At 41.9% G+C, this 24,084-nt stretch carries 17 protein-coding genes; 16 read left to right on the top strand and 1 reads right to left on the bottom strand.

Annotation, left to right across the window (positions count from 1 at the left end; genetic code table 11):
* Positions 1-269 precede the first annotated feature (269 nt).
* Positions 270-1,250, top strand: a complete 981-nt coding sequence (locus BUA78_RS03905) for a 2-hydroxyacid dehydrogenase (protein WP_072911136.1) — start codon at positions 270-272, stop codon at positions 1,248-1,250.
* 115 nt (positions 1,251-1,365) lie between these two features.
* Positions 1,366-2,568, top strand: a complete 1,203-nt coding sequence (locus BUA78_RS03900) for an RtcB family protein (RefSeq protein ID WP_072911134.1) — start codon at positions 1,366-1,368, stop codon at positions 2,566-2,568.
* A 209-nt stretch (positions 2,569-2,777) separates the two neighbouring features.
* On the opposite strand, the gene BUA78_RS03895 is transcribed toward BUA78_RS03900, so the two are convergent.
* Positions 2,778-4,910, bottom strand: a complete 2,133-nt coding sequence (locus BUA78_RS03895; protein ID WP_072911133.1) for an S-layer homology domain-containing protein — start codon at positions 4,908-4,910, stop codon at positions 2,778-2,780.
* Positions 4,911-5,195: 285 nt separating this feature from the next.
* Between BUA78_RS03895 and dhaS the strand changes: the two genes are divergently transcribed.
* From dhaS to nuoB, 14 genes are all read left to right on the top strand, one after another.
* Entirely contained in the window at positions 5,196-5,762 is a 567-nt protein-coding gene (dhaS, locus tag BUA78_RS03890) for a dihydroxyacetone kinase transcriptional activator DhaS (RefSeq protein WP_072911131.1), read from the top strand.
* Between the two features lie 161 nt (positions 5,763-5,923).
* Positions 5,924-7,516 (top strand): oleate hydratase, encoded by a 1,593-nt coding sequence (locus BUA78_RS03885; protein WP_072911130.1) that lies wholly within the window; start codon positions 5,924-5,926, stop codon positions 7,514-7,516.
* Between the two features lie 301 nt (positions 7,517-7,817).
* Positions 7,818-8,687, top strand: coding sequence for a transcriptional regulator (locus tag BUA78_RS03880; RefSeq protein WP_238456707.1), 870 nt, complete (start codon positions 7,818-7,820; stop codon positions 8,685-8,687).
* A 164-nt stretch (positions 8,688-8,851) separates the two neighbouring features.
* The gene (locus tag BUA78_RS03875; protein ID WP_072911128.1) at positions 8,852-10,048 is read left to right on the top strand and encodes a DEAD/DEAH box helicase; all 1,197 of its coding nucleotides are present in this window, start codon (positions 8,852-8,854) and stop codon (positions 10,046-10,048) included.
* A gap of 51 nt (positions 10,049-10,099) precedes the next feature.
* The gene (locus BUA78_RS03870) at positions 10,100-11,293 is read left to right on the top strand and encodes a M24 family metallopeptidase (protein ID WP_072911127.1); all 1,194 of its coding nucleotides are present in this window, start codon (positions 10,100-10,102) and stop codon (positions 11,291-11,293) included.
* Between the two features lie 525 nt (positions 11,294-11,818).
* Entirely contained in the window at positions 11,819-13,267 is a 1,449-nt protein-coding gene (locus BUA78_RS03865) for a sensor domain-containing diguanylate cyclase (protein ID WP_072911125.1), read from the top strand.
* A gap of 18 nt (positions 13,268-13,285) precedes the next feature.
* Entirely contained in the window at positions 13,286-14,341 is a 1,056-nt protein-coding gene (locus tag BUA78_RS03860) for an HD-GYP domain-containing protein (protein WP_072911124.1), read from the top strand.
* A 20-nt stretch (positions 14,342-14,361) separates the two neighbouring features.
* Entirely contained in the window at positions 14,362-16,224 is a 1,863-nt protein-coding gene (locus BUA78_RS03855) for a methyl-accepting chemotaxis protein (protein ID WP_072911122.1), read from the top strand.
* Between the two features lie 377 nt (positions 16,225-16,601).
* Positions 16,602-18,587: a proton-conducting transporter transmembrane domain-containing protein gene (locus tag BUA78_RS03850; protein ID WP_072911121.1), complete on the top strand. Its 1,986-nt coding sequence runs from the start codon at positions 16,602-16,604 to the stop codon at positions 18,585-18,587.
* Between the two features lie 11 nt (positions 18,588-18,598).
* The gene (locus BUA78_RS03845; protein ID WP_072911119.1) at positions 18,599-19,498 is read left to right on the top strand and encodes a respiratory chain complex I subunit 1 family protein; all 900 of its coding nucleotides are present in this window, start codon (positions 18,599-18,601) and stop codon (positions 19,496-19,498) included.
* Between the two features lie 18 nt (positions 19,499-19,516).
* Positions 19,517-20,158: an NADH-quinone oxidoreductase subunit K gene (locus BUA78_RS03840; protein WP_238456706.1), complete on the top strand. Its 642-nt coding sequence runs from the start codon at positions 19,517-19,519 to the stop codon at positions 20,156-20,158.
* Between the two features lie 3 nt (positions 20,159-20,161).
* Positions 20,162-21,655, top strand: a complete 1,494-nt coding sequence (locus BUA78_RS03835; protein ID WP_072911116.1) for a hydrogenase 4 subunit F — start codon at positions 20,162-20,164, stop codon at positions 21,653-21,655.
* The gene (locus BUA78_RS03830; protein ID WP_084082295.1) at positions 21,648-23,225 is read left to right on the top strand and encodes a hydrogenase large subunit; all 1,578 of its coding nucleotides are present in this window, start codon (positions 21,648-21,650) and stop codon (positions 23,223-23,225) included. Before BUA78_RS03835 ends, BUA78_RS03830 begins: the two co-directional genes overlap by 8 nt.
* A gap of 16 nt (positions 23,226-23,241) precedes the next feature.
* Positions 23,242-23,952, top strand: coding sequence for an NADH-quinone oxidoreductase subunit NuoB (nuoB, locus tag BUA78_RS03825; RefSeq protein WP_072911115.1), 711 nt, complete (start codon positions 23,242-23,244; stop codon positions 23,950-23,952).
* The last annotated feature ends 132 nt before the right edge of the window (positions 23,953-24,084 follow it).

The following is a 24,084-nucleotide window of genomic DNA, read 5'->3' as shown; positions in this document are numbered from 1 at the left end:
ATGCCTGGTATATTTTCCTTTCGACTAGGATCGTAATCTCAAATTCATAATCCCATTAGTAAAGTTCAATTCACGGAGATGTGGTTCTCAATTTCTGGAAGGGGTGGCCCTGATACTTCGGAAATTCCGTTACTTCTAAGCAAATGTTATAATAAAATCAATAGAGATACGGGAAGTGCTAAAAGATTAAGGACTGCAGTTTACTCTTGAAGAGTACCGCCGCAGGGAAGTAGAGATCAATCTAATGGCCTAAGAAGGGGGATTATTAGTTGAAGCCAAGAGTTTATATTACAAGAACAATTCCTCAAGAAACCCTAACTAGGATTAAAGAAGTGTGTGATGTCAAAATATGGGATGAGGAAGATGTTCCGGTGCCCTACGAAGTACTGGAAAAGGAGATTACAGAGGTAGAGGGCCTTTATAGCTTACTGACAGACAAGATTGATCAGGCCCTGTTGGAAAAGGCTAAAAATTTAAAAGTAATCAGCAATATGGCGGTGGGATTTAATAATATTGATTTAGCAGCAGCAAGCCAAAAAGGCATGATGGTTACCAACACACCAGGAGTATTAACGGAGACCACAGCAGATTTTACCTTTGCGTTACTCTTAGCAACTGCACGACGGATGATTGAGGCAGCAAATTTTCTGCGGCAGGGAAAATGGAAGACCTGGTCGCCAATGCTTTTAACAGGTCAAGACATTTACGAAGCAACCCTGGGGATTATTGGTATGGGTAGAATTGGTGAAGGGGTAGTAAAACGGGCAAAAGGATTTGATATGAGGGTTTTATATTATAACAGAACTAGAAAACCGGAAGCTGAAGAGAAATTTGGCGCAGAATATGTTGCTATGGACACATTGCTAAGGGAGTCTGATTTTGTGTGTGTCATGACCCCCTATACTCCCGAAACTACGAATTTAATTGGGGCTAGGGAATTATCGCTGATGAAGAAGACTGCCATTCTAATTAATACAGCCAGAGGTGGTATTGTTAATGAGGAGGCTCTCTATCACGCGCTGAAGCAGGGTGAGCTTTGGGCTGCGGGGTTAGATGTTTTTGAAAATGAGCCGGTTGCCTTAGATCATCCGTTACTTACCCTGCCCAATGTGGTAGCTCTGCCGCACATTGGTAGTGCCAGTGAAAAGACCCGAACAACTATGGCTAATCTGGCAGCAGAAAACCTACTGACAGCATTAGCGGGGAAAACACCACCTAATCTTGTGAATAGAGATGTGCTGGAGAGATAGGGGATTCCATACCAGGGTGGTGGGTTCCAACGGAAGCCTGACCGGGTATGCAGGAGGTATTGATAAAAGAGGCTCTTCTTAAAAATGGAACAATATTTTGAAAGGAATCTTCCTGATGCTAGAAATAAAAGGTAGCTATAATACTGCCATCGTTTACAGTAAAAATATTGAGCCGGGTGCCATCAAGCAGATTGAAACTTTATGCAGTCAGGAGTTTGCTAAAGGCAGTAAAATAAGGATTATGCCGGACGTACATAGTGGCGCAGGTTGTACCATAGGAACCACAATGACTATTAAGGATAAGGTTGTTCCTAATCTTGTTGGTGTTGATATTGGTTGCGGTATGGAAGTAATAAAGATTGCGAATCGACACATAGAACTGCAGAAGCTTGATCGGCTCATTTATGATAAAATACCCTGTGGCTTTAACATACGGGAGAAGGAGCACCCTTTTAACGACGATATAAACTTAAACGAGCTAACATGCAAAGGTGAAGTCAATCTTGGCAGGGCAAGGCGCAGTATTGGAACATTAGGTGGTGGTAACCACTTTATTGAAGCCAATAAGGACAGCGAGGGCAATCTATATATCGTAATCCACTCTGGCAGCCGTCATTTAGGCCATGAGGTTGCCAGCCTCTATCAAGAGGAAGCCTTTAAATCGCTCAACAAACAAACCAAACTCGACCTGGATGCATATATCAAGGAGCTTAAAGCAACAGGGCGCAAAAAGGAGATTCAGCAACAACTTAAAAGGAAAAAAACAGAGTTATTAACCGAAATTCCCAAGCCCTTAGCCTATGTGTCCGGGAAACTGTTTCATGATTACATCCACGATATGAAAATAGTACAGCGTTTTGCGGAACTGAACCGTAAAGCCATGCTACAGGAACTAATTAAGGGGATGAAGCTCAATATTGTTGAGCAGTTTATGACGATTCACAACTACATAGATATGGAAAAAATGATTTTAAGAAAAGGTGCAGTTTCTGCCCAACAGGGCGAAAAGCTATTGATTCCAATAAATATGCGTGATGGCAGCCTTATTTGCCGAGGGAAAGGAAATGCAGATTGGAACTTCTCTGCCCCGCATGGTGCTGGACGAATCATGAGCAGGACACAAGCCAGACATTCTTTTACACTGACCCAGTATAAAGACATAATGGCGGGGATTTTCACCACCTCGGTTAATAAAGAAACCCTTGACGAATGTCCTCTTGCCTATAAGCCTATTGAGGATATTGTAAACAATATTGACGATACCGTGGAGATTATGGATACAATTAAGTCGATATATAATTTTAAAGCAGCTGAGTAAGGCTGTCTGATCTATTTCCCCTAAATGATCGCTGGCGCAAATTAATGCAAAAGGAAATAATGGAACCACTCCATGCGGAGTGGTTTTTGTAATATCAATATAAAGCCATACCACGGCTGGTTGTCAGCAGTGGTATGGCAGTAGAGTGAAATCGTTGACGGAAAAAATTACATTTTTCATTGGTTGTAATGAGTCTTAAAAACCTACAATTAGTACCCGTTGTTCATTCTTGGGGCCACTCTTGTTACAATCGTGGCTAGTTCGGCCCAAGTAACCGGTTGCTGCGGGTGGAAATAACCGTCTTTATCTCCTACCAAGAGTCCCAGGGCGGTGACGAAGGCAATATGGTTTTGATACAAATTATTCTCAAGGTCTTGATAAGTAACTTCAGTTTTAATCGGAGACTTAGCTAATTCTTGATAGCCCAGTGCATTGACAAGCCATACTGCCATTTGTTCTCTGGTTAGGACACTACTTGGATTTAACACACCCTTGTTGTCAAGGATACCCATTTGAACTGCCTTTTGAAAGATGCTACGGTCTGGGTCGCCTTCTTTAATGTCGGAGAAATTAAGCTTGATTTGGTTTGTATCATAGTAACGGGGAGTGGCAGTCAGTACCCTGAGGGCCTCCCGAAGGGTAACTTTTTCATCAGGATTAAAGTCTCCATGCGGCAATAATCTGCTATCCGCCAGGAGTTCCAGGGGTCCCCGGGCCCAGTGATTAGCAAGCTTTGGCTTTATCTCAAGAGCGTCTCTTCCCAGGGGTTGGCCGGTAACTGCGTCAATACCAGAACCATAGTATTTTAGTCGGTAAACCAATTGGACTTTATTCATAGGACGATACTCTTTATCCCTGGCATACCGATAATTAAGCTCCAAGGATTGACTGTTTTTAAGGGCTTTGCCGGCTGTTACTGGATCGATGATGGAACTCAGTGAAGAAATGCCCACGGGTAAAATTCCCAGATGATAATCCGTTATCTTTCCACTGTGGGAATCTACACTTACCAGGAAACCCCCGTATTCGCAGGGAATTCCGTGAATTAACCGGACAAAGGAAAATTGATAGGGCTCATCAGAAGTGCGACGAAGATAGTTCTCGTCACGCAGCACTACGGGGTTACCGATAGCCAAAACACCGGTCACAAATTTTTCAGCAATAGCTTTGGCCTGTTCAGAAGAGATTGTTTTGTCATCGGATTGAGTAGGTTCATTGTTCCAGGTACGAAAACCCACTACTTTTCCGGTGGTGGTTTCAATAGAAACATCAATTTGTGGTTGAATCCTGTTTTTTTCCGTCTGATCTGTCTCAATCCGGTAATTCCAGCGTTCAATAGTATAGCCGGGACCACTTTCAATGCCATTGCCGCCGCGGCTTACTTTACCGCTGTAGCCCATTTGCTTAAAAAATTGCTCAGCAATTGTTTGTGCATCAGTAGGTTTAATCTGTTGTCCAGGATGGTATTCCCCAGGAACCGCTGCTCCACCTATGACGGGAGAAAAGGTTTGCTGGTAACGTTTACTCTCGGCAAATTCTTTACTGTTACCTTCCTGGTCGATTGGTTGCCCGGTGTAACCATCAAACTCCTGGTACTTACTGTTAAGCTGATAGACTGGTGTAAGCTTTTGTTTAGAGCCGTTTTCAAGATTCATTTGATAGTTGGGGTAAAGTTCTAATTTCTCCAAAACAAGATTGGCGACGGATTCCGCTCTTAGTAAGCCATTACCAGGTGCGGGGAAGGTAGCCTCCTCATTCCAAGTAAAATCATAACTAATAACCTTGCCTGTGACCGCATCAACCCTGACCCCGATACCATCCCCCTGAACGGGAATGCCGTTAACTACTCGCTTCCAGTAGAAGGAGTAGGCCAATTCCAGGGTAGCATTTTGATAGTAAGGATAAACCGGATTATCTTCTAGACGAACTTGACTGATTAGGTTGGGCTGCATTTTTTTAATATAATTTAATGCAATTTCCCTTGCCTGGCTTCGATCAACAACCTGTTGATCTGTTTTTTTATCTTCGGGATTAGGGCGGTAGTAAAAGCTAACTAGTGAACCATCCTTTGCATTAATTTCGATATGCCCTTCTCTGTAGGGTCCAAATGGGCGAGGTAATTCGTTACGGAGCCTCAAGGACCAAATATCTGTACCGCGGTAATTATCCTCAAGGAATTCTACTTCCGGGTCCTGGTTCCCAACAATTTCCGGAAGTAATTTTTTTGCTAGTTCCAACGCCTGTTGTTGATCAGCTATCACTGGTTCCGCAGCCATAGCCGTTCCACATAGACATAATGTAAGTACTAGTCCACTAAGCCAGGGAACCAATCTTTTAATCATTTCTCCTCCTCCTTTATTTGTAATATTATTGTAAAGATGAATAAAATTAGAATGTGTAACAAGTTTTTAAAAAAATTACTATATTTCTTTGAATATATATAGTAAATAAAGATTTTTCATGGTTGTTTCTGCTGGAAGGTAAAAACTGTGTTTATTGCATTGCAGTTGTTACGCTAGGTTGCTATTTACCCATTTAGTTGCAAAAGTATGATTAAACAGATAAATGAAATGATAAAGCTAGGAAATATAGTCATTTAGAAATAAAAGAGGTATGCAGGTGGTTAAATGTCTAGCTCCTTACTAACGAAAAAAGCCCTTGCTAATGCTTTAAAGGAATTAATGAAGGATACTCCTCTGCACAAAATATCTGTTAAAAATATTGTTGACACTTGCGGTCTCAACAGGCAAACCTTTTACTATCATTTTCAAGATATTTTTGATTTAGTTGGCTGGATTTACAATACAGAAGCTATTGAAAGCATCGCTCACTATACCACTTATAATACCTGGAAAGATGGGTTTTATAAAATCTTTCAATACATAGAAAATAACAAGCCGTTTTGTGTGAATACCTTAAATTCACTGGGTAGAAATCATTTAGACATGTACCTTTATTCGGTTACCAATGAACTGCTTTTAAGGGTGGTTAATGAGGTTTCTAGCAATATGAAAGTTAAAGAAGTGGATAAGAACTTTATCGCAAATTTTTACACCCTTGCCTTCACTGGCTTGGTTATTCAGTGGATGAAGGAGGGTATGAAGGAAAGTCCCAAGCTGATCATTGAAAAGCTTAGTGAATTAATTGAAGGAAGTTTTATGAGGGCTCTGCAAAGGTACGAGAAAAAGTCGTAAAAGACCTTAGATTTAAAACTTCTTATACAATTAGATCAGACTGTATAAAAAATATACAGCCCCTACTTTTTGACTATACCTATCAAAACATAAGGGTATTATAGTAAAGCCATCCAAAGATGATTATTATCTTTGAAACTTGAAGAGTGGGGGCGATTACTTTGAAAAACGAATATCAAAACAGGCACGTATATTTTGTGGGAGGTGGTTTAGGCTCACTTGCCGGAGCTGTTTATTTGATAAGAGATTGTAATTTCCCCGGTGGAAATATTCATATTTTAGAGGGAATGCCTATTCTCGGCGGCAGTAATGATGGGGCAGGGAATGCCACAGGTGGGTTTGTGGCTCGCGGTGGCAGAATGCTAAACGAGGAAACTTACGAAAATACCTGGGAGTTGCTTTCCTCTATACCTTCCCTAGAGCAGGATGGAATGTCAGTCTGTGATGAAATTCTGGCCTTTGACCTAGCCCATCCAACCCATGCCAATGCCAGACTAGTTAATAAAGACGGTGAAGTAATCGATGTTATGTCCATGGGCTTTAATGATGCAGACCGCATGGCATTGGGCAAACTACTGATTACTCCTGAAGAAAAGCTTGATAATCTGCGTATCTGCGATTGGTTTGCCAGCACACCTCATTTTTTTGAGACAAATTTCTGGTATATGTGGCAGACAACCTTTGCCTTCCAAAAATGGTCCAGCTTGTTTGAGTTTAAACGTTATATGCAGCGCATGATCTTCGAATACTCCCGTATCCATACCCTGGAGGGGGTAACCAGAACCAAATACAATCAGTATGAATCTATTATATTGCCTGTCAAGTCTTATTTAGATAGTTTTGGTGTTGATTTTAGCTTGCAGTATACTGTAACAGATTTGGATTTTGCAGCAGGAGAGGGTATTACCGTTATCGCGATCCACTATGAGCAGGATGGCACAGAAGGTGTACTAAAGCTTAACGAGGGCGACTTGTGTATCGTAACCAATGGTTGTATGACAGATAATTCAAAACTAGGCGATTTTGATACACCTGCCCGGATGGTGATTGAGAATCCTATTTCGGGTGGTCTTTGGGCCAATATTGCTGGGAAAAAAGAAGGCCTGGGAAATCCTCAACCATTCTTTAGTAAGCCTGAGGAGACGAATTGGCAATCCTTTACGGTTACTTTAAAGGGTAACAAGTTGCTCAAAATGATTGAGAGATTTTCACGCAACAAACCTGGCAGCGGCGCTTTAATGACCTTTAAAGATTCTAACTGGCTGATGTCTATCGTGGTTGCTGCACAGCCTCACTTTAAAAATCAGCCGGCGGATACCACCATCTTCTGGGGGTATGGTCTCTATACCGACAAGCCAGGCAACTATGTGAAGAAGCCGATGCGTGACTGTACAGGGGAAGAGATACTCATTGAGCTCCTCCACCATTTGCATTTTGAAGAGGAAATCGATGAAATTATGGATACCGTAGTCAATGTCATACCCTGTATGATGCCTTACATTGTTTCAATGTTCCAGCCCCGGGCCATGAGTGATCGACCGAAGGTGGTTCCTGAAGGTTCAACCAACCTAGCCTTTATTGGTCAGTTTGTAGAAATTCCAGAGGATATGGTATTCACGGAGGAGTACTCAGTCCGTGCTGCAAGAATGGCTGTTTACACCCTACTGGGACTTACCAAAAAAGTGAGTCCAGTTACTCCCCATATGTATGATGTTCGCACTCTGTTAAAAGCTTTAAATGCTTCATTTAGATAGGAAACTGTAGCTATATAGTAAGGAAGCAAAAATGGACCTGTTTAGAGTACGTCTAAATAGGGTCCATTTTTTTAACATTCCGGTATATACCTGTGTTATTAGGTGTTTTTTGTGTAATCGATGAAGGGAATAAGCAAACTAAGGAAGAATTCAATGACGGGTAGATCCCTGAAACTACGTTTCCGCTGGCTTGCTTGTGACCTTTAGATTACCTAGAGGGTGCGTCTAAACTTGGTGCAAGCTACCTTTTTCTAATTAGAAAGGAAATTTTATATGAGTTGACGAGAGGGGGGTGAGAGTAATGTCAGGTTTCAATAACAAGGGAAAATTTGTGCTTGGTGTGGGAATATTTTTGGTAGTGGTGTTGGGCGGTGTAGCTCTGAGCAGTGGCTTCACCAAGCAGAGTTCTCGGGTAAGCGAGGGACATGGGGTAAGGACAGCTACTACAATAAAAGGCTCTACGACCCTTGACCAAGCAGTAAGTCTTGCTATCAAAGAGCAAAGAAAGTCGTATTTAGAGGGTGAATTTGCCACAGAAGGACACCTTATTCTTGACTCGGAGAAAAAGGCAGAAGCAGTTACCGTCTTTACAATCGCTAGCTTTGGCTTCTTTGGTTTTGAAAATGGCATTTTTACAAAGATCAGCGGCAGTGGAGCCATACCTACAGTGATGATATTTGCCCGAAATGAAACCGGTGACTACTCTTTGCTGGCATATAAAGAGCCAAAGGACGGAGAATACTATACAGATTCTATCAAAAAGCTGTTTCCTAATAGGCTACATAACCAAGTGCTTTCTGCCCACAAAGAGTATCCTAAACTGGCCATGCAGCAAGAAGAACAAGCGGCAGAATACTTGAAAAGCATTGGCAGAATAGCCCAGGTAAGTGAAAAGCATGTGGATAAGCAACTACCCGATATCGATGTTGAGGCTTCCAACAAGTTGTTTGCAGAACTTACTAAATATAATTCGTTTCTAAACAATTGCCCCTATTGGATTGGTACCAGGGAAATCATGGAAAACGATGGTAGATATATTTATGAAACCTCCCAAAGCAAAACTAACGATGGTTATGACCTCATTATCTTTAAGAAGACAAAAGAAGATGGAACTGTTATGACAGAATATCAATATAAAATTGTCGGAAGTGAGCCATTGCTTATAAAATAGATACTGACTAGGTCCTTGTTTCACTTTCAGAAAGTATAAAATTTCTATTGACAAAAGTATAAGCAAAACTTGGCTTACGCCAAGTCTTGCTAACTTGACCGACCTTTTCTTTTGTGTTATATTGGCCCAAATTATTAACAGAGTAGGAGAACTGAATCGATACTATGACAACTTTTGATGAAATTGGCTTACCTTTAAAACTGATAGAAGGCTTGCATAAGGGAGGAATCACCCAGCCCACAGAGATTCAGGCCAAAGCAATACCCTTATTGTTAAAAAATAAAGATATTATCGGGCAATCGCAAACAGGAAGCGGTAAAACATTAGCCTACTTATTGCCCCTTTTTCAAAAAATTAATAGTGACAAAAGAGAAATGCAAGCGATTATTTTGGCACCAACCCATGAATTGGCTATGCAGATTCATAAAGAGATAAAAATATTGGCAGAGAACTCCGGTGTAGCGGTCACTTCTACTCCGATTATTGGGGATGTCAATATTGCAAGACAAATCGAGGCCCTAAGGGAGAAGCCACATATTATTGTGGGCTCCGTGGGAAGAATTCAGGAGTTAATAGGTAAAAAAAAGATTAGTGCGCATACCATTAAAACCATTGTTATTGATGAAGGCGATCGGCTATTGGGCCAAAATGATATCAATCGGGTAAAAGCCGTGATTAAAGCTACCATGAAGGACAGGCAATTAATGGTTTTTGGGGCACATATTGCCGGCAAAGTATTGGCTGAGGCAATGGGGCTAATGATTGAGGCAGAAGTCATCAAGATTGACGACAAGCCTTTGGTCAATTCCAATATTACGCACCTTTATTTCATGGCCGAGAGCCAACGGGATAAGCTGGAGGTTTTAAGAAAACTGGTTGCTGCACTAAAACCCCAAAAAGCAATTGTATTTGTTAATAATAATGAAGAAATCGCAAGGATTACAGAAAGACTCCAATATCATCACTATAAAGCCTACAAAATCCTTGGCAGAATGTCTAAAGAAGAACGTCAAAGGGCGTTAGAAGGCTTCCGAGGTGAAGAAACACAGCTTTTAGTGGCTTCGGATATCGCTGCCAGAGGTCTAGATGTAAAAGGAGTAACTCATATTTTTAATTTGGATTTTCCCGAAGATGCAAAGGAATATTTACATAGGAGTGGTAGAACCGGCAGAAGTGGCCAGTTGGGTACCGCTGTGTCCATCGTAACTGAAAGGGAAGTACCGATTATCAAAAGATATGAAAAAGAACTTATGGTAAAGATTGCTAGAAAAAGAGTCTTTAAAGGAGCCATTGTTGGCCCCGGCCAAGGCAAGCGAGCTGTTAAATCCCCGAGCAAACCATCGCCTAGGTCTAAGAGGTGAGGCACGCCCCCTTTAGCAGGACAGTAATTAGTTAAGGAACGGAGTAAAAGAATGAAAATGCAGGTACCGCTAACTGAACTACAAGCCCGGATGAATAGCCTGCGGGCTAGAATGGAAGCAACCAGTCCCGATTGGGAGATTATTGTTATTGTTAGTAAAATAAATATGTATTATTTTACTGGTACAATGCAGGATGGTATGTTATTGATTCCGCGGCATGATGAAGCAATCCTTTGGGTTCGGCGTAGTTATGAACGTGCTAGGGAGGAATCATTATTTCCCCGGATTCAGGAAATGAACAGTTTCCGTGATGCGGCAACTCACTTTAGTAAGTTGCCAAAGGTAGTATACCTGGAAACCGAGGTTATGCCGCTGGCCTTTTATCAACGGTTGCGAAAGTATTTTTCTTTTACTGATGTAAAGTCAGTTGATGCAGATATAGCGGCAGTAAGAGCAGTGAAGAGCCCCTATGAACTTTCTCGCATGGAGCGGTCTGGCCGAATTCATCAAAGGGTATTGGAAGATTTAGTTCCAGCCATACTCAAAGAAGGTATGAGCGAAGTAGAGCTGGGCACTAGCTTGTATTCCTTAATGGTCAAGGAAGGACATCAGGGGATAGTCCGTTTTAGTATGTTTGATACTGAAATGCTAGTAGGGCAAGTTGGCTTTGGTGAAGGCTCAATTTATCCGACTTATTTTAACGGTCCTGGTGGTTGTTATGGCATGAGTCCCGCTGTACCGTTATTAGGCAGTCGTGAGCGTAGATTAAAAAAAGGAGACTTAGTCTTCATCGACGTAGGGTGTGGGGTAGAGGGTTACCATACTGATAAGACCATGACGTACATGTTCGGCCAACCCTTGCCATCAGAGGTGATCTCTGTCCACCAGAAATGTGTGACTATACAAGACAGCATAGCTGAGATGCTGAAACCCGGAGTTACACCAGCTCATATTTACAACACGATCATGAATGACCTGAGCCCTGAGTTTTTGGAAAATTTTATGGGTTTCGGAAGACGTAAAGTAAAGTTTTTAGGTCATGGGATTGGCTTAGTCATTGATGAATCACCTGTCATTGCGGAAGGGTTTTATGAACCCCTACAGGAAGGAATGACTTTTGCCCTGGAACCTAAGAAGGGGATTGCCAATGTTGGCATGGTGGGAATTGAGAATACCTTTATCGTTACCCCCCAAGGTGGCAGATGTATTACCGGAGGTAATCCTGGATTGATTTCAGTATTTTAACAACGATTCATAATAATTTTTATAGTTGTTGTCGAATTTATTGACAAAAATAACTGGTTTGATACCAAAAAATTTGGCATCGTAGCCTAAGGCATATCAGAAAATATAACTTCTCATATGCATAGGGTTAGCCACATTTTTCTAAGGAGAATAATCTTTTATTAAACTCTATTGAGGCAAGGTAGTAAGTGGAAACTAGCCTAAGTGACAAAAAATGACTCTTTTTTAGTAAACAGAGAGTTATTAAATTGCATTTAATTTAATGCTAAAGATGACAACTATATTTGCTTTGCAAATGAAAACTCATCACCTGATGAGTTTTCATTTCGTAATAAATTATTAATTCTTATATAATGGTTTTTATAATAATTAACCCATACAATAGAAGAAATAAATAAGTGAAATATAAAACTAAACCATTGACCTTATTGTCTCTCTTTGTTAGGCTCCAAAGTAATAAGCTTCTGACATAGATAAACGAAACATAAGGGACAGGGTAAATTATCACTAAATGGGGTGGTAAATATGGTGATTATCCCCAGTGTCAGAAAGCGCCTATTTTTTACTGTTTCTGCCCTAATAATGGGGTTACTCATATTATTTGTCTTTCAGTCTATGAATAATTACGCAACACAAAAAGATATACTGGAAAGAATTGAAGAACGTAGGCTAAAGATTAATCAAATTGCCAAGGCCGTTGAACTATCAGAAAGAATATTTAGCGATGGAAAAGCTTCTCAGATACAAATTCGTGAACTGGAACAGATTACCCAGCAACTGTTACCAGTAATGCATACCTTAGAAGGCAAAATACTGGTACAAAATCTGTCTGGATCTATTGAAAACGTTAAAAACGGTGGAGATCTCACCAAATTGGTAACTAACTGCAAGGAATTAAGTGCTTTTCAACAAAGACGTTTGGGTAATGACTTGTGGTTGCTGGAAACGGAAATCATCAGCCGGGGATTTAAAAACCTAATAACCTCTATTATTATTACGGTCATTTTGGGTGTAGCAGTGGCCTGGGGGTTACACAGGCTAGCTCGGGAATATTTACTGACAAAAGTTATTCTGCAAGGAACCACCAACGGGATTCTGGTTGGTAACGAAAAAGGACGTGTAGCGGTCTCGAATGATGCCTTCTGTAATTTGCTGGGAGGCTGTAAGAAGAAAAACATGGTTGGTATACCCTTAGCTGAAGCAGGTGAACCTGGTAGACTGTTAGCCTTAGCAATACAAGGGAATCATTTTATGGTAGGCCAGGAAGTTTGTTTTCTAGGTCCTAATAATAACGAAATTTGTTTGCTAATGGATACCATCCCTTGGAAGGATGAGCGTGGAAAAATCCTTGGAGGTATGGCTGTTGTCAGGGATTATACTGAACAATGGACGGAAAAGCAAAAGGTAAGTGCAGAAAACATAGACCTGAGGGAAAAGGCAGAAAGGGATTCAATGACTGGCCTATACAATTATCGAGCCTTTATTGAGCATATGCAACAAAGGGCTTTTTATCAGAGCCAAGGTCATTTTGCCTTGCTAATGGTTGACCTGGATAATTTTAAAATATATAACGATGCCTTGGGACACCTAGCTGGGGATCGCCTGTTGGGAGAATTAGCAAATATTATGATGGATGCGGTCAGGGATGACGATATGGTTGCTCGCTACGGTGGGGACGAGTTTGTCATTGTGCTGCAGGGGGCAAACTTAAACAAAGCGATAGACATAGGGGAACGGTTGAGACTTAGTATTGCTAATCATCCTTTTCCTAGTCAAGAATGCCTACCCGGTGGGAAAGTTACGGTGTCCATTGGTATCTCGGTGTACCCGGAGAATAGTTCAAATGTTGAAGAGTTAATTCGCTGTGCCGATGCGGCACTATATCAGGCAAAAAGGGTATCCCGGAATAGATTGGAGTATTACCGGCCGGCAATTTGCACCGGTAAGGAGTTGTCAGAGATAGTAAATAGTTAATGTTTTGGCGGTGATGCTATGAAACTACCGGTTCGTTATCTGCTACCAGGGATGGTGCTTGCCAGTCCAATTATCAGTAATAACAAGCAACTACTTTTAGGTAAGGGCGTAATATTAACTGCAAAAATCATTTCATCTCTTAAAAAGTTCGGTATTCTTGTTGCTGATGTAACCATTTTGTCTAAAGACTTTGAAGCACCAAGCAACGAGATTGACTATGGTGTAAGACTTAATGCTGTTAGTTTGGTAGAAGAATTGGTGATGGGAGGTGGGACGGTCAATTATAAAAAGATCCTTTTGACAGTAGACTCGATCATTGGAGAAATACTGGAGGGTAAAGAGGTTACCAGTAATTTAACAAATTTATGTTCCGTGGATATGTATACCTTTGCCCATTGTGTAGACGTTTGCATTCTTTCCATCGCCGCGGGTGTGCTGCTTAATTATGATAGAAAGAAGCTTTTAACACTTGGAACAGGAAGTTTACTGCATGACATCGGTAAAATTAAGGTGCCGTTGATGATATTAAATAAGCCAGAGAAACTTACTCCAGAGGAATTTGAGGAGATGAAGAGACACTCGGATTACGGTTATGAAATGTCTAAAGCAATCTATGATCTTACCGTCCTGAGTAAAGAAATTATTCTCAACCACCACGAAAAATATGACGGATCGGGCTACCCTCGGGGTCTCAAAGGTGAAAAAATATCGGATATGGCTGCGATATGCTCAGTGGCAGATGTTTATAACGCAATAACCACTGATCGTATTTATAGAAAGGCACTGCCACCCCATGAAGCCTATGAGATGATCATGGCGGCGGGAGATCTTATGTTTAAAAATGAGATAGCTTTAACCTTACTAAAACTGATAAAACCCTATCCGGTGGGTTCTGCAGTAACATTAAGCAATGGACTGAAGGGGATCGTAATTGATTTAAAAGAAGAGCTTATCTTTAGGCCTGTCATTAAAATTATTGAAACAAAGGAGATCGTTGATTTAAAGAATCAGCATAATTTGGTTATTACAGGTTTGCTTAACAACGAGGAGGTGCAGAAGCTGGCTTTAAATTAGGAGAGAGGTGGTTGTGCAGCATGACAAGATCTATTAAAGGTAAGTTTACCATTTTTATTGTGTTAATTATTCTTGTTGCTGTTGCCCTTACCGTTGGACCCACTACCTATATCTGCAGCAATATCACCCAAAATATTTTGCTAGACCATTCCAAAGAGGGTATGGAAGGGGTTTCCAAAACCATAGAAGATCGGCGCAAGCAAGCCCTTTTACAGGCTTCACTTCTGGCCGAGTACTCGGGAGTTGCCCAGGCTATCGAAGAAAGAGACACTGAGAAAGTATTGACCATATTGACTCCCCTAGCCAAAGGGTTAGGTTTGGATTTTATTACGGTGGGTGATGCGGCCGGCACGGTAATCGCCAGAACGCATGAGCCCAATAAGCGGGGTGACAGTATTTTGAACCAAAAGAATGTTCAACTGTCACTGCAAGGAGAAACCAGTTCCTTTATTGAATCCGGTACTGTTGTAAAATTATCTGCCAGGGCAGGGGTACCGATAAAGAATCAACGGGGCGCTATTGTTGGCACGTTATCCCTAGGTTATGATTTATCCCGTGAGGAATTGGTGGATTCCCTGAAGGAACTTTTTGGGACAGAAATAACCCTGTTTTTGCAAGATGTTAGGGTAAATACGACCCTTACCAAGGACGGCAAACGCTTAGTAGGGACAAAACTAGATCCCCAAATAGCAGATATTGTGTTGCAAAAGCAGCAAAATTATATAGGTGAAGCAAATATACTAGGGATACCCTATATCACTTCCTATATGCCACTAAAGGGCCCGGATGGGAAAGCGATGGGGGTAATCTTTGCCGGAGAACCTCGGGATAAATTAGATCAACTAGTTAGAAAAATTGTAAGTACAGTAATTTTCATAACCATCCTGGTTATGGCAATTTGCATTGGCGTAACGTATTTTGTTACCAAAAAAATGATTGGTCCGGTTAAAGTTCTTGCCGATCAGGCAACAGAAATTGCCGCCGGTAATCTGGCCTTTAATACCTTAGAAGTAAAAACAAAGGATGAGCTTGGCCAGTTGGCCAGTTCCTTTAAAGCTATGACCAGTAATTTACGCGATGTTGTCATTAAGATTAACGAAAAAGCAGATACTGTGAGTTACTCGGCTCAAGTCCTTTCATCCAGTGCTCAACAAACCTCCGCTGGTGCCACCGAAACAGCATCAACCATGTCTGAAATGTCCACAACGATAGAACATATTTCAGAGAACTTAAACGGCATCTCCGAACTTTCTCAAGGAACAAATCGTGACGCAAATTCAGGTAGTGAGGGCATTGCTAATTTAAACAGCCAGATGCAAGTTATTACAACTTCAACCCAGGGCGTATCTAGGGCTATCTATGGGCTAAATCAACAATCGTTGGAAATTACCCAGATCGTTGAATTAATTTCTAAGATAGCAAATCAAACCAATCTACTGGCCCTCAATGCGGCTATAGAAGCGGCTAGGGCCGGGGAACAGGGGAAGGGCTTTGCCGTTGTGGCTGAAGAAGTGCGTAAGCTAGCCGAGCAGTCGGCAGAAGCTACTAAGGAGATCAACCGGCTTATTAATAACATGCAAATGGAAGCTGGAAAAGCAGTAGAGACAATGGAAAAAGGCAATAAGGAAGTGGAGGAAGGAAAAAAGGTAGTAAATGAGGTAGGAATTTTATTTGGCAATATCATAGCCTCGGTACAGAAACTTACTGAACAGATTCAAGATGTAACCTCTGCTATGGAAGAAATGTCTGGTGGTGTGCAAAATGTTGTAGCCTCCACTGAAGAACAAACTGCTTCGATGGAAGAGATTTCAGCTTCTGCTGAGTCACTCTTGGGTTTGGCTAAGGATTTAAATGAACTAGTCACTGCTTTTAGAATAAAGTAACATACATTATTTTGCCCTTAGTGATTATTTATCAATAAAATAATTTGCTTTGCCGGTTTGACCAGTATATCAAATGATTTATGAAAGGTGTTTTGGACATTACAAATATGTTTTTTATAGTAATATATAGTAAGACCTAATGAGTTATTAGATAGTAATAACACGTTAGGTCTTAAATAATTTCAAAGCTAGTAGTTAAAAAATATAGGTTACGCAACTAAATTTGTCACTACAGTAATGACTTTTGCTTCTTGCTATTTGTTTTATCTTTAATATTTGATGTAAAATGTATTGGTTAATATTAATATTAGGAGTATCATGTACTATAGTGGTCGCTTTTTCTTTTTTATAAACAATATTATTGGGAGGGCAGTGTAATGTTTGCGAGCATCCAGGGTAATATCATCTTTATAATGATTGCTATTTATTTAATCGGAGCGGTGATGCCATTTTTATTTAAAGTGAATTCAAAAATGTCCTTCATTACAGGATGTATCCCAGGGAGTATTGCCGGAGTAATAGGGTTAGTGCTAGGACTTGCAGGTCTGTTTAGCACAGATCCATTTGGAGTAAGTTTCGGCCATGTTTTACCAGGGGTAGAGCTTATGATTCAAATAGATCGATTGAGTGGCTTCTTTTTATCTACCATCTGCCTGGTTACTTTCCTAGTTAGTCTTTATTCTTGGGAGTATATGAAAATATACCGACAGGAGAATATTGCCTGGTGGAGTTTTTATTATAATATTTTTGTACTATCGATGGTTTTTGTGGTGACAGTGAACAACGCCATCGCTTTTCTTATTTTCTGGGAATTAATGACCTTAACTTCATATTTATTGGTTACCTTTGAGTATCGCTCGCAAAATGTTCGTAAAGCGGGTTTTGTTTACATCGTAATGACCCATTTGGGTACAGTTTTTATTATAGGTGCCTTTTTGATTATGTCTAACGGATTTGGCGGATGGGGTTACGAAGTATTAGCTAGGAACAGTATCAGCCTGACTGCTACCGAGAAAAGCTGGGTATTTCTTTTAGCACTGATTGGCTTTGGCACCAAAGCAGGGATTGTCCCTCTAAATGTCTGGTTGCCCTTGGCTCACCCTGCGGCACCCAGTAATGTTTCTGCAGTGATGAGTGGCGTAATGATCAAGACAGCCATTTACGGTATGATTCGTTTAATAATCGATATCTTAGGCCCCGGTCCTACTTGGTGGGGTGGCTTAGTTTTAACGTTGGGAATTATCTCCGCGGTTATTGGGGTAATTTATGCACTGATGGAGCAGGACTTAAAGCGGCTACTGGCCTTTAGTAGCGTAGAAAATATAGGCATTATCTTGATGGGTATTGGCACAAGTCTTGTTTTTTATTCTTTGTCAATGCCTGTACCCGCAGCTATTGCTCTGGCAGCGGGACTCTTCCACTTATTCAACCACGCCATATTTAAGAGTCTGTTATTTCTTGCCACAGGAGCCATCTACTACGCAACTCACACTAGAAACATGGAAGAATTAGGCGGCTTAATTAAGAAAATGCCGCAAACAGCACTACTTTTTCTGATAGGTGCCATTTCAATTTCGGCTATGCCTCTCTTTAATGGTTTTGCCAGTGAATATCAAATTTATCAATCTTTAGTAACGATCTCTTCCCTCCGGGTATCAGGATTTTGGAGTATTGCCGGTATCCTTGCTGCTGTTGCTCTGGCCCTGACCGGTACTTTAGTAGCAGCCTGTTTTGTTAAGGCCTTTGGGATTTCTTTTCTGGCATTGCCCAGAACACAAAAATCTGCGGCAGCCCGGGAGGTTCCCCTTAGTATGAGGTTTAGTATGGCTCCACTGGCAGCGTTATGCTTAGGGTTAGGCATTTTCCCTCAAGTGGCTATGAATAGTCTGCTGGGCGTGGTGGGACAACTGGTTCCTGGTTCGAGAGTTTCAGGGGTGACAACCTATAACTTCAATTTAGCTTTACTGCTGCTAGCTACTATTCTAGTATTGTTGGCGTTAAGTAGACTGTTGGGTACACCAAGGGTAAGAAAAACGGCAACCTGGGGTTGTGGCATTGAGACAGATGCTGCTATGGAATATTCTGCCGCATCCTTCTCCCAACCGTTCAGGCGTTTGTACCGTGGGTTACTGCAGCCCCAGCGAAAGGTAGAAACAAAAAGCAGCCTATTACCTTATTTTGGCTACCAGATTTATTTTGAGGAGCATGTTAAATCGGTTCTTAAAGAGTTTTTATATAGGCCTTTAAGAAGTTTAACCATCAGTATGTCAAAAAAGTGGCGGTGTATTCAAAGTGGTAACATTAACTTTTATTTAGGGTATGTTTTTATAACTTTGATAGTTCTTTTAGTTTGGGTTAGATAGGTGGTTAAAAAATGACGGGTAAACTATTAATAATCTTGGGGCAGTTTAGTTTCTTGCTTTTGGTTGCCCCGTTAATCAATGGAATAATAAAAAAAAGCAAAGCCTTACTCCAGTGCCGGAGGGGTCCATCCCTCTTACAACCTTATTTTGATATTATTAAATTTTTGCGTAGGGAATCTGTTGTGTCGGTGCATACCTCATGGCTAACCCAGCTAACTCCGATTATTTGCTTGGCTTCCTACTTGGTGGCCGGGAGCATGATTCCTCTGTGGCAACATGAAAACCTGGGAATCGGTGATATGATTGCGCTGACGTATCTTTTTGCTATGGCCAGGTTTTTTCTTGCCTTGGCAGCTTTGGAACCTGCCAGTGCCTTTGGAGGTATGGGCTCCAGCCGTGAAATGATGATTTCCTCTCTGGTGGAACCAGTTATGGTGGTGGGACTGTTTAGTTTAGCAGCAACTGCTGGAACCACTGATATAAACGGTATCATGGGTGCAGGCCAGAATCCTGCGGGATTGCTTACCTTTATCGGGTTACTGATCGTAGTTTTGGCCGAAACCGGACGCATTCCTGTGGATAATCCCGATACTCACCTGGAACTAACAATGGTACATGAGGGAATGCTGCTGGAATATGCGGGCAGGCAGGTGGGTTTGCTGCACCTGGCGGCGATGATAAAACAGGTGGTTTTACTAATTCTCTTAATTCATTTGTTTTGGCCGCAAAACCCGAATGCCCCAGTTTATGTGGCATTAGTTCTTATATTTGCTAAAGTTAGCTTCCTGGGACTGGTATTGGCTATGATTGAGAGTGCTTTGGCTAAAATGAGGTTATTTAAACTTCCAGAACTTATGGCAGGTGGCATGGCCTTTTGTTTACTGGCTGTATTAAGTACATATTTAATCTAGGTGGGGAGGGGCTTGTTAGTGGTTGACCTTTTTGCACTTATTTTTCTAGTTGCTTCATTATTTATGTTGGCCGGGAGAAGTATCACCAATACGATAACCTTGCTGACCGTTCAGGCATTGGCTCTCTGCCTGATAGCCTTCTACCTGGGTCTATCCACCCAGGAAACCAATTGGCACATGGTTATCGTTGGGGGACTAACTCTGGTGGTCAAAGTTATTATACTCCCGTGGGTATTTTACAAATTGGTGTATAAAGTAAATCTACACCGTGAAGTTTCACTTTCTGTTGGCTTGGTTTCTTCCATATTAATAGGACTACTATTGATTGGGCTGGCTTACGGATACATAGTCCCGGTGTTATTAAAGGATATTCCGGTGGGTGGGCATCTTATTTCGGCAGCTCTGGCCGGTATTTTGCTGGGTTGTTTTTTCATGATCTCCAGGCGTTCGGCCCTTAGTCAATTAATCGGGGTGGTAGCTATGGAGAATGGGCTGTTCCTTTGTGGCGTAGCTGTTACCGGCGGCATGCCCTTAATTATAGAATTAGGCATATTTTTTGATATTCTCGTGGGAGCCTTGGTCATGGCCCTGATGACTTACCAGATTAACGACACCTTTGAGACCATTGATACAAAGTTCTTAAATAAACTGAAGGGGTAAAAAATGCTGTATTTATTATTAGCACTGCCGATTATTAGCGGCCTACTATGTTGTTTCACGAAAGCCAGGAATGCGGAGTTAATCAACATACTAGGTTCCCTGCTGACGGGAATCACAGCCATTTATTGCTGTCTCACACCATTTATGACTGGAACGGCACAAAAGCTCAATAGCCACAAAATCTACAAAATACTTATTTTGGATGAATTATCTGCGATATTAGTTTTTATCATCGGGGTGGTGGGAACAACCTGTTGTCTGTATGGGGTGACCTACCTGCGGCAGGAGCGCAGCCATGGGGAAATAGCGGAAAAACGGGTAGGGCTTTTTTTCGGCTTACTTCATTTTTTTGTGGCTACCATGTATTTAGCTGTGCTGGCCGATAATTTGGGGGTTATGTGGGTGGCCATCGAGGGTACCACCATCGTTTCCGCTCTGTTGGTTGCTTTTTACGGAAATAAATCAGCTTTAGAGGCCGCCTGGAAATACCTCATTATCTGTACAGTTGGTATTGCCTTTGCCATGCTGGGGATTATTCTAACCTTTTATGCAGCCAGAGGAGTGTTGGGTAGTGATGAAATAAGTCTTAGCTGGCAACAGCTTTATCTGGTGGCCGATCAATTAGATCCTTCTCTGATGAAACTGGCATTTATCTTTATTCTGGTTGGCTATGGCACCAAAGCGGGCTTGTTCCCATTACATACCTGGCTGCCGGATGCTCATAGCCAAGCCCCTTCACCAGTTAGTGCTTTGTTGTCGGGTGTTTTGCTGAATTGCGCTATTTATGCCATTATTCGCTTCCATCTGCTAACGACCATGGCTGTGGGCGAGGGTTTCTCCGGCCAACTGTTAATTATCTTTGGCTTAATGTCGATGGTTGCTGCCCTGCCCTTTATCCTGGTGCAAAAAGACATTAAGAGACTATTGGCCTATTCCAGTGTTGAGCATGTTGGTATTATCATCCTGGGTGTGGGCTTGGGCGGAACATTAGGATACACCGGGGCAATACTGCACCTCATTAACCATGCCCTGGGAAAATCGGTTTTATTTCTCAGTGCGGGTACCCTGGCACAAAGGTATAAAAGTAAATTAATTCCTAAAATACACGGGATTGGCCAATGGCTGCCCGTTACCTCTGCCATCTTTATGGCTAGTTTGCTGGCCATCGGAGGCTTACCGCCCTTTGGTTTGTTTTTCAGTGAACTCACCATTGCCAGCCAAGGTTTTCAGGTCAAAGGGGCTCTCGTAGGTTTTGTTTTTTTAATGGTGATCGCGGTTGTTTTCGCGGGGTTAATCTACTTTGGCGGGAAAATGTATTTCAGCGATCCGGTAACCACTTGTCCCTCTAAGAGAGAAGGGTTTTCGGTCAGCCATGTATTGCTTCTTTTGCCCCTTGGTTTGCTGCTACTGCAAGGAATCTATATGCCACACGCTATTCAGCAGTTAATTAACCAGGTAGTAAAGTTTATGCTGTTAGGAGGGATGCCAAGTGTGTAATCAACCCTTTTGGAAAGTCTTTTCTGAACACCCGGACTGTGACTTAATAAAAATAACGACTAACGGTGCTGTGCGAAACATTAAGCTTGGTGTACCAGTAAGCAAATTTTCCGAAGCCGTAGACATGTTAAAAAAACAAGGGGCCTTTTTAGTAACTATGACTGCCACAGATAAAAGGCAGCAGTTTGGAATTTTTACAGTATACACTGTATTTGCCCTCCCTGGGGAAAATACCATCATTGAATTAAAGGTAGTGCTGGATGCTGAGCAGCCAAGCTATCCTTCTATTACACCGCTGATACCGGCTGCCCATTGGCTGGAAAGAGAAATGAAAGACATGTTTGGCATCATTCCTGTGGGGCATCCGGATTTACGTAGACTAGCTGTTCACGGGGATTGGCCTGAAGATATTTACCCCTTACGAAAGGACTTTGCTGCTAATACAGTAGTTCCGAGGGTTACCGGGAAATTGGAGTTTTGTTCAGTGGAAGGGGAGGGGCTTTTTCAGGTACCGGTGGGGCCAATTCATGCGGGTATCATTGAGCCAGGTCATTTCCGATTTTTTACCTTTGGAGAAGACGTGATAGATTTACAGGCCCAGCTATTTTATACCCACCGGGGTATTGAGAAAGCCGCTGAAGGAAAGCACTATGCTGATGCAGCACTGGTTGCCGAAAGAATTTGTGGTGTTTGTTCTGCGTCTCACTCAGTGGCCTATGCCCAAGCTATTGAAACCTTGGCAGGAGTCGCTGTACCGAAAAGGGCTTTGTACATCAGAACTATCTTGCTGGAGATGGAACGACTTTACAATCATATAGGCGATATTGGGAATATGTGTGCTGGGATAGGTTTTTCCTTTGGCATTAGCCGTGGAGCTATGCTCAAGGAACGACTGATGAGAATGAATATGCGCCTGACCGGACACAGGTATCTAAGAGGAATGGTTATCCCTGGTGGAATACAAAAGGACGTAGCCAATACATCGGAAATTAGTTCAGAATTAAAAGAAGTGGAGCAAGAACTTAAAAAAATTACCTCTATCATGCTTGCCTCACAGTCATTAGTGGATCGGATGAGAACAACCGGCATCCTGCCAAAGGAAGTAGCATTAGCCTTAGGGGCAGTTGGTCCGGCCGCCAGAGCGTCGGGGGTTAAAAGGGATTTGCGAACAGAATTACCCTATGGAGCCTATGCGGATTTTGCATTCAAGATCCCCACGCAAATTGAGGGGGATGTTCTTAGTCGATTAAATCAACGAATAGAAGAAAGTGAACAAACCTTTGCCATTTTACAGCAGGCTTTTTTACATCTTTCAGAGGGAGCTTTGGCAGTAGAACTTCCTAACTTGCCACCCTACAGAACCGCTGTGGGATACACTGAATCCGCCCGGGGAGCCAATGTGCATTGGGTGATGAGTGGGCCTGACAATAGGATTTTCCGTTATATGGTTCGTTCTGCCTCTCACTGTAATTGGCCTGTTTTGCCCCTGTGTGTACCCGGCAATATTGTACCTGATTTTCCGTTAATCAATAAAAGTTTTGAATTGTGTTACGCATGTTTAGATCGATAGGTGGGATTAAAGCAAAATGTTAAATTTAGTAAAATCATTAATCAATAGTCGAATCATCACTGAGGATTCCACTTCCTGGGGTGAGGGCTTTGGCAGGGGACTACCCATTATTCATCAAGAGTCTTGTCTGGCCGATTGCCCTAAATGTGAAAACACATGTCCCACGGGGGCTTTAAAAAATAAAGTTATCAACCCCAGGGGCTGTATATTTTGTCATTCCTGTCTCCGTTCTTGCCCTGTCAATGCCATAACAGAGACTGAAATCCCGGTCATTTCCTCCAGCGTTTCAACTGAACAACTAGGTCAGGAACTACGAAGTAAACTAAAAAAGGATTGTCGAAGATCTCTACACATTCGCTATGTTGACGCGGGATCTTGTAACGGTTGTGATTTTGAAATTAACTCGGTTACGAACCCTGTTTATGACATCCAACAGTATGGGATTGATTTTGTGGCATCTCCCCGTCACGCCGATATGCTATTGGTCACTGGTTCGGTAACCAGAAACCTAGAGATTGCTTTGCAAAAAACCTATGAAGCCTGCCCCAAGCCCACTCTGGTTGTAGCTGTTGGAGCCTGTGCCTGTGGGGGAGGAATCTTTAAAGAGGCTTACGCTGCCGGAGGTGGCGTCGGCAAGCATCTCCCCGTGGATGTTTATGTCCCCGGCTGCCCTCCCACGCCAGCCTTGATTATCAAGGGAATCTTGGCCGCGATAGACAGGGGGTAATGATCCCACAGGTGTGTTTAATAGACTTGACGGAAGCCAAATTTTCTATGGGTTCATTAACAATCATTTGGGGTTAAAGTTGAATCTGGAGCCTTGTAAATTTTTCTAATATTAAATAAAATTAGTTAATCA

The organism is Desulforamulus aeronauticus DSM 10349, from assembly GCF_900142375.1.
Taxonomy (GTDB): domain Bacteria; phylum Bacillota; class Desulfotomaculia; order Desulfotomaculales; family Desulfotomaculaceae; genus Desulfotomaculum; species Desulfotomaculum aeronauticum.
This window is presented reverse-complemented; position numbering and strand designations above follow the sequence as displayed.